Here is a 13,279-nt window from a genome sequence, read left to right on the forward strand (position 1 = left end):
CCGTTCCGCTGCCCGATAATGGTGTTCCGGTGGCGGAACGGGGAGGGTTCGATGATCAATTCCCAACCAGCACGGCGAAAGAGAAAAATCCTCCCGTTCGTGGCGGCGATCGTGGTCGCGGCCGCGCTGATCGTCGGGATCCGGGCCTGGACCAGCGGTTCGGGCGATGAGGCGGACGAGGCGAAGTGCACCGGCTCGGACGCCATCGCGCTCAACGTCGCGTCGTCCCCGGAAAAGGTCGGAATAGTCCAAGAGGCCGCCAAGGCCTACTCCGGACGGACCGTCGCCGGCCATTGCGTCGACGTCATCGTGAAATCGAAGTCGTCGGGCATCGCGATGCAGGCGCTGGCGAACGGCTGGAACGAGGCCACCGACGGGCCACGCCCCGACGTCTGGACGCCGGCCGCGAGCGGCTGGGTCAACCTGCTGCGCGTCAACGCGAAGGGCGATTCGGCGTCGATCGTGCCGGACGGCGACCCGCAGTCGATCGCGAACTCGCCGCTGACCGTCGCCATGCCGAAGCCGATGGCCGAGGCGCTGGGCTGGCCGGCCAAGCCGATCGGCTGGAAGGACCTCGCCACGCTCGCCACCGACCCGGCCGGCTGGGCGAAGTACGGCCACCCCGAGTGGGGCAAGTTCCGGCTCGGCAAGACGAACCCGAACATCTCCACCGCGGGCCTGAACGCGACCATCGGCGCGTACTACGCGGCCACCGGCACGTCGTCCGACCTCACCGCGGCCGCGCTCGAGAAGCCCGAGGCCAGGCAGTTCGTCACCAACATCGAGCAGGCGATCGTGCACTACGGCGACAACACGCTGACCTTCCTGACGAACCTGCAGAAGGCCGACGACCGCGGCGCGGCGCTGTCCTACATCTCGGCGGTGACCGTCGAGGAGAGCTCGCTGATCGGCTACAACCAGGGCAACCCGACGAACGACCCGGCGAAGGTCGGCCAGCACGCGCCGCCGAAGGTGCCGATCGTCGCGATCTACCCGGCGGACGGGACGCTCAACTCCGACCACCCGTTCGTCACGCTGAACTGGGCCGAACCGACGCGCAAGCAGATCGCCGCGGACTTCCTCGGTTTCCTGCGCGGCCCGGAGCCGCAGCAGCGGTTCGCCGCGCTGGGCTTCCGGTCGTTCGACGGCAAGCCCGGCCCGCAGGTGACGACGGCGAACGGCACGCAGCCGGACGCGAAGATCAACTTCATCCGGCCGCCGTCGCCGACCGTGCTCTCGAAGCTGCTGAGCTCCTGGACCGACCTGCGCAAGAAGGCGAACGTGCTGCTGGTCGTGGACGTCTCGGGCTCGATGGGCGACGAGGTCAAGGGCACCGGCAAGAGCAAGATCGACCTGGCCAAGCAAGCCGCGATCGACGCGCTCGGCCAGTTCGTGCCGCGCGACCAGGTCGGGCTCTGGCAGTTCTCGACCCACCTCGACGGCGACCGCGACTACCAGGAGCTGGTCCCGGTGCGGGCGCTCGGGAACAGCGGCAAGGAGACGCTCGCGAGCCGGCTGAGCGGGCTGACGCCGCAGGCGGGCACCGGGCTCTACGACTCGTCGCAGGCCGCGTACGAGTACATGAAGGCGCACATCGACCCGGCGGCGATCAACGCGGTCGTGGTGCTGACCGACGGCCGCAACGAGGACTCCGGCGGCGTCGACCTCGACCACCTGCTGCCGCAGCTGCGGCCGGAGGGCAACGCGGAGACGGTTCGGTTGTTCACGATCGCCTACGGCTCCGACGCCGACCAGGACGTGCTGAAGCGGATCGCCGAAGCGACCGAGGGATCGGAGTACGATTCGTCCAAACCGGACTCGATCAACCAGGTGTTCACTTCCGTGATTTCGAATTTCTGACATGAAGTTCGCCCGTGAGCTCGCCGAACCGTGGGGGCTGCTGCTGGCCGCCACGTCGGCGGGGGTGGCGTGGGCCGTGCAGCTGCCGGTGCTCGTCGCCATCCTGATCGGGGTGGCGGTGCTGGCCGCCCGTGCGGGCGTGGCCTCCGTGGGCCGGGGACAGGAGCCGGCTCCTCGCGAAGCGCGTGTCCTCGACGTGGTTTCCGGGTCGGCCGAGGAGACGTGGCTGCGGCGGGCCGAAGGCGCGGCCGAGGGGTTCGCGTCGCTGAGCTCGTCCCTCGACGCCGGCCCGCTGGCCGACCGCGTCTCGGACATGGAACCGGTGGTCCAGGAGACACTGGCGACGCTCCGGCGGTTGGCGGGCCGCGCGTCGGCGACCGGGAAGGCGCTTTCGCGGGTCGACCTCGACGCCGTGACGCGGGAGCGGCGCCGGCTGGAGCAGTCGATCGGGTCGGCGCGCGAGGAGGTCCGGGGAGACCTGGAGCAGGCGCTGGCGGCGGTCCAGGCCCAGGCGGACGTTCACGCGCGGCTCTCGGGGGCGAGCGACAAGCTGCTGGCGCAGCTGCAATCGGGTGCGCTGGGGCTGGACAGCCTGGTGGCGCGCGTCGCGGAGCTGACGGCGGCGACGACGGACGTCGCGGTGGACACCGGCGCGGTGCGGGAGCTGAGCGACCAGCTGGAGGGCATCCGGCAGGGCGTGCTGGAGACCGAGCAGGCGACGCGGAAGTCGCTGGGCTGACCGCGTGCTTGACCGGGCAGCCCGGTGGTGTGAACTTTCGTCCCATGAAGAAGGAGCCGCGCTCGATCGCGCGAAGTCAGTGGGTCCTGGAAGCGAAAGGCGTCGACGACGAACTCGTGCCACCGTCGGTGCTCGCCGAGTGGCGGCGCTACCAGCGCTCGTCGTGGGCCGCGCGGCGTCGGCACTCCATCGTCGAGGTCACGAGCCTGATCGTGACCGCCACGATCCCCGCGCTCGCGGCGTTCGCTCTCGACGTGCGGCTCATCGCCACCGTCGGGTCAGTGGCCGTGCTGGTCAACGGGATCCGGGCACTGGGCGGGTACAAGGAGAACTGGACCAGCCGGACACGGGCGCGCTACGCGATCGAGAAGGAGATCGCGCTCTTCGCGGCCAAGCACGGCAACTACGCCGCTCCCGGCGCGGCGGCCGTCCTGGTGGAGACCGTCGAGGAGATCTGCGCCGGGGAACGCGACGGCTGGGTCACACTCCGGCTGTCCTACGGCAACGCCCGCGAGAAGGCGACGACGAGCTAGTTCGCCCAGCCGGGGCGCCAGGTCGTAGCGGCCCGGGCCAGCTCCGTCGGAGCCCACCGACGACAACGCGGCCAGCGGGTGCGCGGGTCCGCGCAACAGCTGAAGCGGCTCGTCGAACACCCACTGCGCGTCGAGGTCCTCGGGCAGCTCGACGACCGCGCGGAACGACGCGTCGATCGAGCCGGCCCGGATCGCGGGGATCGCGGTATCGAAGAACGTCACGACCTCCAGCGCGACGTCCGGATGAGCCTCGTGGAATCCGCGCAACGACCCCGCCGGGCACAGCCGCCGTCCGGAACGGCACGGCCCGTACGGACGCAGGCGCTCGAGCCTCGACCGTCAGCGGTCGTGCAGCAGGAACGCTTCCGACCGCCGGGGAGAACGACCCGCACGCGGTGCGGCCGGCCACCCGCGCCTCTGCGGCAATCTCCAGCGGGCCCAGACATCCCCCGCCGCTCCCAGGGGGGCGTCCCCGGGTCCAGTCTAACGGCGAGGTCCGACGCAAAGCTTGAAACCGGCGCCGGCCGCCGAAGCTGTCCACATCTGGCCGAGGCTGTGGATAACCCTTGCGGTGCAAGGACTCGCCGCGCGGCTGGTTGCTCCCGGCCTCGTTCCCCGCTTTGATCTCCCGGTGATGCGCAGGCGGCTCGGGCGGCGGTTCAGGTGGCTGTGGACGGCTTACGCCGTGAGCGCGTTCGGGACCTGGCTCGGCTTCGGCGCCTTTCCCATGCTGGCGATCCTCGTGCTGCACGCCGGGCCCGCGGCCGTCTCGGCGCTTGCCGCGGTCGGGCCGGCCGTCGGCGCGCTCGTGGCCGTGCCGCTGGGGCCTTGGGTCGACCGGCGGCGCAAGCGGCCGGTACTGGTGGCCATGGACCTCGTCCGGTTCGCCGCGCTGATCAGCGTGCCCGCCCTCTACGCACTCGGGTCGCTGAGTTTCGCGCAGCTCCTCGTCGTCTCGGTGATCGTCGCCTCGGCGGACCTCACCTTCACGTCGGCGAGCGGTGCCTACCTGAAGGGGCTCGTGCCGCCCGAGGACCTGCTCGTCGCGAACGGGCGGTTCGAGTCGACGAACTGGACGGCCACCGCGCTCGGCCCGCCGCTCGGCGGGGCCGCGTTCGTGCTCTTCGGCCCGGTGACGTCGGTGGCCGCCAACGCCGTCAGCTTCCTGCTCTCCGCGCTCGGGATCCGGGCGATCGGCGGCGACGAACCACGCCCGCGGCAGACCACCCGGCTGCGTGCGCGTGACCTGGGCGAGGGGTGGCGCACGATCCTGACGCACCCCGGGCTGCGGCCGCTGTACTTCAACGTCCTGCTGTTCAACGGCTTGATCATGGGCACCGAGCCGCTGCTCGCCGTGCTCATGCTGAACCAGCTCGGGTTCACACCGTGGCAGTACGGGCTCGCGTTCGCGGTGCCGTGCCTCGGCGGGCTCGCCGGCTCGCGGCTGACCCCGCGGCTCGTCCAGCGGTTTGGCAGGCACCCCGTCCTGGTGGTGACCGGCGCCGTCAGGGCGTGCTGGCTGCTCGCGCTGGCCTTTCTCCCGGCCGGCCCCGGTGGGCTGGTCTTCGTGATGGTCGTCGAACTCGGCCTGATCGTCTCCTGCAGCGTGTTCAACCCGGTGCTCGCGACCTACCGGCTCGAGCAGCTCCCGCCGGACCGCATCGCGAGCACGCTCTCGGCGTGGTCGGTGAGCACCAAGGCGTCGATCGCCACGTTGACCGCGCTCTGGGGCGTGCTCGCGAGCTTCACCGGCCCGCGGGTCGCGATCGGCGTCGCCGGAATCCTGGTGCTGGTGACGCCACTGCTCCTGCCGCGTCGAGACCGGACGCCCGCTCAGCCCAGCCAGACCGTGCCCAGCACCGGATAACCCGGCACGCCCGTCTTCGCCGCGCCCGGCCTGGGGACTCCCGCGATCCACAGCCGGCCCGTCGCGGCGATGTTCGCCGCCATCGACGGGTCCGCCTTGTGCAGGCGGAAGCCGACCACGGTTCCGTCGGCCAGCATCGTCAGGCCGCTCAGGCGGGCCGCGCCGTGGCGGCCCATGCGGACCGGGCCGTCCAGGACCGCGCGCAGCTCCGTCCAGTGGTCCGCCGGCAGCGGACGGCGGTAGGCGACCGCTCGCAGCGCGGTCACGAGCGCACTCAGCAGCGCGCCGGCCGTGATGGTCAGCGCGGCCCACTTCGTCACCGGGAAGTCGAACCGCACCCACACGGCGAAACCGGCCAGGACCAGCAGGAACGCGGCCATCGCGCGCAGCTCGCGGGCGATGCGCCGGCGGTGCGCGGCCAGCACGGGGTCGAGCCGCGGCGAACCGGACGCCACCACGGGCGCCACGGCCACCGCACCCGACGGCGGCGCGTCGAGGATCCGGGCGCGGCGCACCCGCACGACGCCGGAGAAGCCGACGAACACCTTCGGACCGCGCCCCAGCAGCCACACCCGCCGGTGCCCGGCCAGCAGCAGCCGGTACGCCTCGTCGAGCCGGACGCGCAGCCAGCGGCCGTCCGGTAGGCGGACGCCGACCGCCCGACCGGCGGCGACCAGCCCGTCGGGGACGATGTCCACCTGCCGGAACGGCTCCCGCTTCAGCCGCGTCTCGGGCACCCAGAGGTGCGCGCGGTAGAGCCACCACGCCACGACCGAGCCGGCCAGCGCGATCGTGCCCAACGTCAGCGCGACCCCGGCGCCGGTGAAGAACGGGGCGATCCCGAACACCGGCAGGACCCAGGTCAGCAGGCGTCCGTTCGCCGCGGTGCGGCCGATCCGGTCGAGGTACTCGCCGAAGATCGGCAGCGCGCCCGACGGCATGGCGGAGTCGAGCTCGAACGCGGGCACGCGTTCGGGAACCGGGACGATCTGCACGCTGGCCCCCACCGTGTCGACACTGGTCACCGGCCTTTTCGGAAATTTGCACAGCGGCGTTACCGGATACTCCGTTCAGCGGAACGCCGGCGTGACCCGGACCGCACACGAGCGACTATCCAGACCACCGGATTCAGGTTAGGCTCACCTAAGTAGGAGGTGAGCCGTGACCGAGGCCCCGACATCCATCCGCCGCCCGCCGGCACCGAACCCCGCCGAGCGCGCCAAGACGATCGCGACCCGCAACGGTCCCGCGTCCTTGATGCCGACCTGCGAACGCGCCGGTCTCGACGGCGAGCGCGTCGTCCCGGTCGTGCACCACGTGCACCACAGCGGCAGCGTCAGCGTGCTGCTGCCCGACGACCACCCGATGGTCCACGCGGCCAAGCAGACCCAGCGCGGCGAGCTGGCCGTGATGGTCGAGCTCGCCGATCAGGCCCCGGTCGCCCTGCGGGAACCGATCCGCGGGCTGCTGTGGATCACCGGCTGGCTGCGGCCGCTCTCGCCGGTGTCGGCCCGCGCGCGGGCCATCGCGATCGCCGAGTCGCGGCCGGACGAACAGCTCCTCGACGTCGGCCACGGCGTGACGCTGCTGCGGCTCACTCCGGCGTCGCTCGTGCTCGCGGACGCCGAAGGCACGCACTCGCTGCGCCCGCACATGTTCAGCGCGGCGCCGCCCGACCCGTTCCACGACTACGAGGCCCAGTGGCTGCGGCACCTGGAGAGCGACCACTCCGACGTCGTCGAGCAGCTGGCCAAGCACCTGCCGGCGGAGCTGCGCGGCGGCCGGATCCGCCCGCTCGGGCTCGACCGGTTCGGGCTGCGGCTGCGCGTCGAGTCCGACTCCGGCGACCACGACGTCCGGCTGGCGTTCTCGAAGTCCGTCGAGAGCCCGCCGCAGCTCGCGATGGAGCTGCGGCGGCTGCTCGGCTGCCCGTTCCTGCGGGGCGCGTCAGGCTAGTTCGGCGGGGAAACCGCCCTTGGCCAGCGGGCCCCAGCTCTCGATCGTCACGCGGATGATGCTCTTGCCCTGCTTGACCATGGCCTCGCGGTATTCGTCCCAGTCCGGGTGTTCGCCCGAAATGGCGCGGAAGTAGTCCACGAGCGGCTCGACGGAGTCGGGGATGTCCAGCACCTCGGCGGTGCCGTCGATTTGCACCCACTGGTCGTTCCACTCGTCGGAGAGGATGCAGGCCGAGACCTTCGGGTTGCGCTTGATGTTCACGACCTTGGCGCGCTTGGGGTAGGTCGAGATGACCAGCCGGCCCTCGGCGTCGACGCCGCAGGTGACCGGCGAGAGCTGCGGGCTCCCGTCGGCCTTCGTGGCCATCAGGATCGCGCGGTGGCGGGTGGACAGGAAGTCGACCAGCGCGGCGCGGTCGACGGTTTCGTTGGTGGCGATGCTCCTCGGCATACCCCGAAGGTAGCGTGCGCCCATGACGTTCACCGCGCGATCGTGGCTGGCCCCGGCCGCACCGGCGTTCCCGGAACCGATCGACGACCCGCGGGAGCGCCGGGCGATCAAGCTCGAGCTGCTGATCGTCTTCGGCATCACGCTCGGGCTGTCCGGCGTGCGCAGCCTGCTGTCCCTTGTGGACTCCCTGTTGCAGCCGGCGCCCCTGGCCCAGCAGCAGGTCCAGCTCAACGTGCCGCAGGCCGCGGCGAGCCTGATCGACCTGCTCAAGCAGCTGCTCTCGGCGGCCCAGCTGGTCGGCTGGGGCGCGCTCGGGCTGTACTTCCTGTGGCGCGCCGGGATCAAGATCGCGCAGGTCGGGCTGGACCGCCGCGCCCCCGGCCGCGACGCGCTGCTGACCCTCGGACTGGCCGCGCTGATCGGGATCCCCGGCCTCGCGCTGTACTTCATCTCCTACCACCTGGGGTTCAGCCTGGCGGTGCAACCGTCCACTTTGAACGACACGTGGTGGCGGCCGATCACGTTGACGCTTTCCGCGTTCGGCAACGCGTTCGCCGAAGAAGTCCTGGTCATCGGCTACCTGCTGACGCGGCTGCGGCAGCTCGGCGTCCGGGAGAACAACGCGGTGTTCGGCGCCGCGGTGCTGCGCGGGTCGTACCACCTGTACCAGGGCTTCGGCGGGTTCGTCGGGAACCTGATCATGGGCCTGGTGTTCGGGCGGCTGTGGCAGAAGACGAACCGGCTGTGGCCGCTGGTCGCCGCGCACACGCTGTTCGACTTCGTTTCTTTCGTCGGATACGCCCTGTTGAAGGGGCACGTTTCCTGGTTGCCCTGACTAAGCTTGGCGGGTGATCGACGAAACGACACCTCCCCGGGTGGACAGCGAAGTCGGACCCCTGCGCGCGGTGCTGCTGCACCGGCCCGGCAACGAGCTCAAAAGGCTGACGCCCCGCAACAACGACCAGCTCCTGTTCGACTCGATCCCGTGGGTCGACCGGGCCCAGGCCGAGCACGACGCGTTCGCCGAGGTGCTGCGCAGCCGCGGCGTCGAAGTGCTCCTGCTGGCCGACGCGCTCCGGACGGCGCTGGAAGACGACCGCGCCCACGCGGCCGGCGTCCACGCGGCGGTCGACGACCGGCGGCTCGGCGGCGACCTCGCCGACTCGCTGCGTTCGCACCTGTCCGGCGTCGGCGCGCCCGGCCTCGCCGAGGTCCTGATGGCCGGGATGACGTTCGAGGAGCTGCCCTCCGCGGAGGGCGCGTCGCTGGTGCGGATGATGAACCACCCGCACGACTTCGCCGTCGACCCGCTGCCGAACCTGCTGTTCACGCGCGACTCGTCGGCGTGGATCGCCGACCGGGTGGCGATCTCGTCGCTGACGATGCCCGCGCGTCGCCGCGAGACCGCGGTGCTGGACCTGATCTACGCCTACCACCCGTACTTCCGGCACGCGGCCCGCGCGTACGGCGCGCATTCGGCACCGATCGAGGGCGGCGACGTGATGCTGCTGGCGCCGGGCGTGCTCGCCATCGGCGTCGGCGAGCGGACGACCGCGGCCGGCGCGGAATCGCTCGCGCGGTCGGTGTTCGCCGACGACATCGCGCACACCGTGCTGGCGGTGCCGATCGAGCAGTCCCGCGCGACGATGCACCTGGACACGGTGTGCACGATGGTCGACGCCGACGCGGTGGTGATGTACCCGCTGGCGCGCGACTTGCTGACGGCGTTCACCATCCGCCCGACCGGCGACGGCGGCGTCAAGGTCGCCGGCCCGACGCCGTTCCTGGCCGCCGCGGCCGAGGCGATGGAGATCGACCGGCTGCGCGTCATCGACACGGGGCTCGACCCGGTGACGGCCGAACGCGAGCAGTGGGACGACGGGAACAACACCTTGGCGCTGGCGCCGGGCGTGGTCGTGGGTTACGAGCGCAACGTCGAGACGAACGAGCGCCTGGAGGCGGCCGGCATCGAGGTGCTGCCGATCGCGGGCTCCGAGCTGGGCTCCGGCCGGGGCGGGCCGCGGTGCATGTCCTGCCCGATCCGCCGCGAACCATTGCAGTAAATAAAGTAAGCCTTCCCTAAATGTATTCGACGATTTAGGGAAGGCTTACTTAAATTAGGCTCGTCTTCATTAGGAATGGTAACCCTAATAGGGTCGGGATCACCACCCCCAAGTGGCCTTTCCGCCAATCTTGATCTATTCTGTTCTGCATGGCCCTCACCAAGAAGAAAGAACCGCGCTCGAAGTTCTTCGAACTGCTGCAGGCGCAGATCCACAACGAGTTCAACGCGTCCCAGCAGTACATCGCGCTCGCGGTCTGGTTCGACGCCGAGGACCTTCCGCAGCTGGCGAAGCACTTCTACAAGCAGTCCGTCGAGGAGCGCAACCACGCGATGGCGCTCGTGCAGTACATGCTGGACCGCGATCACCACGTCGAGGTCCCCGGTACCGGTGAAGTGCGCAACGAGTTCTCCGGCGTCACCGAGGTCATCGAGCTCGCGCTCGAGCAGGAGAAGGAAGTCGCCATCGACATCTCCGCGATGGCCAAGGCGGCGCGCGCCGAAGAGGACTACATCAGCGAGCAGTTCACGCAGTGGTTCCTCAAGGAGCAGGTCGAAGAGATCTCGCAGATGAACACACTGCTGAACGTCGTCAAGCGCGCGAACGGCAACCTGTTCGAGATCGAGAACCACCTGCACCGCGAGTCCGTCGGCGACAGTGGCCGCGACTCCGGGATGCCGCCGGTGGCCGGCGGAGCGCTCTGACCGCTTCCCACCACGCTTCGAAAACCGGAAACCCGGGCTCTCCCCCTGTGGACAGCCCGGGTTTCCGCATGTCGCCGGCGCTCAGCCGGCGCAGTCCTGGTTGACGCTCATGAGGCTGGTCTGCACGACCCCGGAGTCGTCGAGCCGGAAGTGGTAGTCGGCGGCGGCGGTGGCCGGGGCGACGACGCCACCCGATTCGTCCTTCGCCTCGGGGTAGGTCGCGAACACCTGCTCCTTGGTCGAGCCGGCGCCGACGCCCTCGGCGGTGTGCGCCGCCGGGTCGGGGGTGACGACCGTGAGCCCGACCGCCTTCGAAACCACCACGGTCGCGTTCGAGGGCACCCCGCCGCCCTGCGCGGTGTAGACGGTGCAGCTCGCTCCGGCCTGCGCGTCGGTGAGCGTGACACCCTGCGCGGCGATCTGGGTCTCGGACATGCCGAGCTTGATGGTGCCGAAGCCGTCCGGGTCGAGCAGCGGCCCGCTCAGCACGGGCGGCAGCTTGGACGGCGACTGGGCCGACGGCGGCCGCGAAGCCTTCGACGTCGGCGAGGCGGGAGGCGCCGAGACCTCGATGTCCTGGGTGCTGGTCGGCCCCGGGATCGAGGTTTGGGGCTGCCGCCCGGCCGTGAGGTTCTCGGGCGGCTTGACGCTGATCGAAGATCCGTCGGCGGACATCACCGCGGTGCCGTCCTCGGCGTGGAGGCGCACCATGGTGAGCCCACCCGAGACGGCCACCACGGCCGCCGCGACACCGGTCACGGCCAGGACGCCCTGACGACGCCGTCGACGGCGTCGCGCACCGGCGACGATGGTCGTGCCGGCCTCCGGCGGCGGGGGCAGGTCCAGCCGTTCGTCGGCGAACAGCTCGCGCAGGCGCTGCTCCAGCTCGTCCTCGGAGATGTTCAACCCGCGTCACTCCCTTCGCCTTGGATGTCGTCCGCCGTCAGTTTCAACCGCAGCGACGCGATCGCCTTGCTGGCCTGGCTCTTGACGGTGCCCTGCGTGACACCGAGGGCACCGGCGATCTCCGCTTCCGAGAGACCTTCGTAGTAACGCAGGACCATGACGGCCCGTTGTCTCGGCGGCAGCGTCCGTAACGCGCGCCACAGCGGCTCGTGCTCGAACGGGTCGTCCGGCACGTGCGGGCTGGTGTCCGGCAGGTCGGCCACCAGGTTCTCGCGGCGCGTGCGGCGCCAGCGGCTGACGTGCGCGTTCGCCATCGACCGGCGGACGTAGGCGAGCGGGTCGCCCGTCTTCTCGTGGACGTAGGTCCAGCGCGAGCCGATCTTCTCCAGCACCGTCTGCACCAGGTCCGCCGCGTCGTGCGGGTTGCCGGTGAGCGCGTGGCCGTACCGCAGCAGCCCCGGCAGGGTGGCCTGCACGAAGTCGCCGAAGTCGGCCAGCTCACCCGGCAACGTCGCGGCCCTCCCTCGGCCTGCGCTGGTCACCCAGGTATCTCCCCCGGTGAAGACGGGTGCCGCAGCGGTCACCGTATCGCCTCCCATCGGGGTCGGATAGCCAGAAGCCGAGTCGCTTTCCCCCTGCACACGCATCACAGCCCCCTCAGGTTGCCCGCGTTCCCGCCCGGATTCGTAGACGTCCGGGCGGGCGATGAGTTGTCCACGTCAGCGGTGCGCGAGCGAGTCCGGCAGCCGGAAGCCGCCGGCCGTCTCGGTGAACTCGTGCACGCCGACGACGGCGGCGCGCGGAACCGGCCCGTAGACGTGCGGAAACCACACGCCGGCCGGATGCGGCGGCTCGCCGTCTTCCCACCGGACGGCGACGCCGAGCTTGGCCGGATCGATCTCGAGCAGCACCAGATCGGTGCGGCCCCGGTAGAGCGCGTTGGCCGGCAGGTGCGCCGTGCCGAAGTCGGAACAGTGGACGAACCCGACTTCCCCCAGTGAAGGCGGCCGGTACTCGCCGCCTTCGCCCACTTCGGCCCAGTCGGCCGCCCCGCAGATGTGGAGTATCACGCGGAGAATCGTCCCACCACGACGATCCGGCGGCGGTGTCTCGTACGCCACATAAGGCCTGCTTGAACGCTCATCGAGCAGTTTCCGGTCACCGGTACGAACCGGTGGTCCGGTGCTTTTCGACGCGGACGCGAAACCGCCGCCGAGCGCGTGCTCGGCGGCGGTGACGACCATCCCGGGCCGGGGCCCGGCTGGATCAGCGCAGGGTGAGCTGGCGGCCGACGAGGCCGTCGCGGGCGCGGCGCTCGGCCGCGTTCAGCGGCTCGGCGTCGAGGGACTTCAGGGCCGTCTCGAGGCGGGTGCCGAGGGCGTCCTTCGCCTCCGCCCACTCGCGGGCGTGGGCCTCGGGGTCGAGGTCCCAGACCGGGACCAGCAGGCCGTGCGCCCGGAACGACCCGGCGTAGCGAGAGCCCTCGCCGAGGCCGAGCTCGCCGGCCGCGGACAGCCGGGCCAGCGCCTGGAGCAGCAGGTTCTCCGGCTCCGGGCGGACCCAGCGCAGGTGCGCCTTCTCGCCGGCGAGGACCCAGTAAGCGCCGTGGCCGAGGCGCTCGGTCGGCATGATCGCGGCGTTCGCGCGCTCGAGGGACACCGCGACGTCGCCCGTGGCGTCCGCGTCCTCCGGCAGCCACCAGGCGAAGTCCTTGCGGAGCATGACGTCGAGCTCGGCGCCCGGCGTCAGCAGGTCCTGGAGGCGGGCGTTCTCGTCGGCGGACGGCGGGGTCGTCGTGTCCGGCACGCCGAGGACGTCGCCCTCCTTGGCGTCCAGCAGCCACTTCAGCGAGCGGCCGAGGTCGCGGCTGATGTCGGAGGAACGGGTCTGCACCTGCAGGCCGAGGAACCGCTCGCCGTCCGAGCGGACGAACGCGGCCGCGGCCATCGGCAGCACGGTGCCGAGGGTGACGTCACCGCCGTCGGCCAGGGTGAGCTTGGCCGTCGCGGACGGCACGAACTCACGCAGCGCGATCAGCTCGGGCTCCGCCACCAGCCCCTCGAACGGCTGGCCGACGAAGACGTCGCGCACCTTCGGCTTGCGGTCCGATGCCTGCTTGGGACCCTTCTTGCGCGCGCCCTTGCCCACTGCTGCCTCCTCTGGCTCGGCTTGGAACGCTATCGAAGGGTTAGTCTCGC

At 71.0% G+C, this 13,279-nt stretch carries 14 protein-coding genes and 1 pseudogene; 8 read left to right on the forward strand and 7 right to left on the reverse strand.

The features are described from left to right. Positions 1–51 precede the first annotated feature (51 nt). From AB0N03_RS40285 to AB0N03_RS40295, 3 genes are read left to right on the forward strand one after another with little or no spacing between them, the layout of a single operon-like run. Positions 52–1,860, forward strand: a complete 1,809-nt coding sequence (locus AB0N03_RS40285) for a substrate-binding and VWA domain-containing protein (RefSeq protein ID WP_364383859.1) — start codon at positions 52–54, stop codon at positions 1,858–1,860. A gap of 1 nt (position 1,861) precedes the next feature. Continuing rightward, the gene (locus AB0N03_RS40290; RefSeq protein WP_364383862.1) at positions 1,862–2,599 is read left to right on the forward strand and encodes a hypothetical protein; all 738 of its coding nucleotides are present in this window, start codon (positions 1,862–1,864) and stop codon (positions 2,597–2,599) included. Between the two features lie 44 nt (positions 2,600–2,643). Further along, positions 2,644–3,132 (forward strand): DUF4231 domain-containing protein, encoded by a 489-nt coding sequence (locus tag AB0N03_RS40295; RefSeq protein ID WP_364383865.1) that lies wholly within the window; start codon positions 2,644–2,646, stop codon positions 3,130–3,132. A 117-nt stretch (positions 3,133–3,249) separates the two neighbouring features. Here the strand turns inward: AB0N03_RS40295 and AB0N03_RS40300 are convergent. Continuing rightward, positions 3,250–3,354 (reverse strand): annotated as a pseudogene (locus tag AB0N03_RS40300) (LysR family transcriptional regulator); the annotation flags it as partial. A 409-nt stretch (positions 3,355–3,763) separates the two neighbouring features. Here AB0N03_RS40300 and AB0N03_RS40305 point away from each other — a divergent pair. Further along, positions 3,764–4,999 (forward strand): MFS transporter, encoded by a 1,236-nt coding sequence (locus tag AB0N03_RS40305; RefSeq protein WP_364383868.1) that lies wholly within the window; start codon positions 3,764–3,766, stop codon positions 4,997–4,999. Here the strand turns inward: AB0N03_RS40305 and AB0N03_RS40310 are convergent. After that, positions 4,966–6,024: a hypothetical protein gene (locus AB0N03_RS40310; protein ID WP_364383871.1), complete on the reverse strand. Its 1,059-nt coding sequence runs from the start codon at positions 6,022–6,024 to the stop codon at positions 4,966–4,968. The genes AB0N03_RS40305 and AB0N03_RS40310 overlap by 34 nt on opposite strands. A 136-nt stretch (positions 6,025–6,160) precedes the next feature. On the opposite strand from AB0N03_RS40310, the gene AB0N03_RS40315 reads away from it, so the two are divergent. Further along, positions 6,161–6,955 carry a DUF2470 domain-containing protein gene (locus AB0N03_RS40315; RefSeq protein ID WP_364383874.1) on the forward strand — a complete coding sequence of 265 codons (795 nt, stop codon included), beginning with the start codon at positions 6,161–6,163 and terminating at the stop codon, positions 6,953–6,955. On the opposite strand, the gene AB0N03_RS40320 is transcribed toward AB0N03_RS40315, so the two are convergent. Beyond that, positions 6,947–7,408, reverse strand: a complete 462-nt coding sequence (locus AB0N03_RS40320) for a PPOX class F420-dependent oxidoreductase (protein ID WP_364383877.1) — start codon at positions 7,406–7,408, stop codon at positions 6,947–6,949. The two genes, AB0N03_RS40315 and AB0N03_RS40320, sit on opposite strands and share 9 nt — an antisense overlap. A 22-nt stretch (positions 7,409–7,430) precedes the next feature. On the opposite strand from AB0N03_RS40320, the gene AB0N03_RS40325 reads away from it, so the two are divergent. The 3 genes from AB0N03_RS40325 to AB0N03_RS40335 all read left to right on the forward strand — a co-directional run bounded on the left by AB0N03_RS40325 (position 7,431) and on the right by AB0N03_RS40335 (position 10,175). Further along, entirely contained in the window at positions 7,431–8,243 is an 813-nt protein-coding gene (locus AB0N03_RS40325; protein ID WP_364383879.1) for a type II CAAX endopeptidase family protein, read from the forward strand. A gap of 40 nt (positions 8,244–8,283) precedes the next feature. Continuing rightward, entirely contained in the window at positions 8,284–9,471 is a 1,188-nt protein-coding gene (locus AB0N03_RS40330) for an arginine deiminase (RefSeq protein WP_364384019.1), read from the forward strand. 149 nt (positions 9,472–9,620) lie between these two features. Then, positions 9,621–10,175 (forward strand): ferritin, encoded by a 555-nt coding sequence (locus tag AB0N03_RS40335; protein ID WP_364383882.1) that lies wholly within the window; start codon positions 9,621–9,623, stop codon positions 10,173–10,175. 81 nt (positions 10,176–10,256) lie between these two features. Here AB0N03_RS40335 and AB0N03_RS40340 read toward each other — a convergent pair whose 3' ends face one another. The 4 genes from AB0N03_RS40340 to AB0N03_RS40355 form a co-directional block, all read right to left on the reverse strand. Beyond that, the gene (locus tag AB0N03_RS40340; protein WP_364383885.1) at positions 10,257–11,081 is read right to left on the reverse strand and encodes a hypothetical protein; all 825 of its coding nucleotides are present in this window, start codon (positions 11,079–11,081) and stop codon (positions 10,257–10,259) included. Beyond that, positions 11,078–11,590: a SigE family RNA polymerase sigma factor gene (locus AB0N03_RS40345; protein WP_364384022.1), complete on the reverse strand. Its 513-nt coding sequence runs from the start codon at positions 11,588–11,590 to the stop codon at positions 11,078–11,080. The genes AB0N03_RS40340 and AB0N03_RS40345 overlap by 4 nt, the downstream gene beginning before the upstream one ends. A 210-nt stretch (positions 11,591–11,800) precedes the next feature. Beyond that, positions 11,801–12,151: a DUF952 domain-containing protein gene (locus AB0N03_RS40350; RefSeq protein ID WP_364383887.1), complete on the reverse strand. Its 351-nt coding sequence runs from the start codon at positions 12,149–12,151 to the stop codon at positions 11,801–11,803. Positions 12,152–12,347: 196 nt separating this feature from the next. Beyond that, positions 12,348–13,229: a DUF5926 family protein gene (locus AB0N03_RS40355; RefSeq protein WP_364383890.1), complete on the reverse strand. Its 882-nt coding sequence runs from the start codon at positions 13,227–13,229 to the stop codon at positions 12,348–12,350. Positions 13,230–13,279: the final 50 nt, after the last annotated feature.

Origin of the sequence: Amycolatopsis sp. NPDC051061, from assembly GCF_040682935.1 — a bacterium.
In the GTDB taxonomy this organism is placed as follows: Bacteria; Actinomycetota; Actinomycetes; order Mycobacteriales; family Pseudonocardiaceae; genus Amycolatopsis.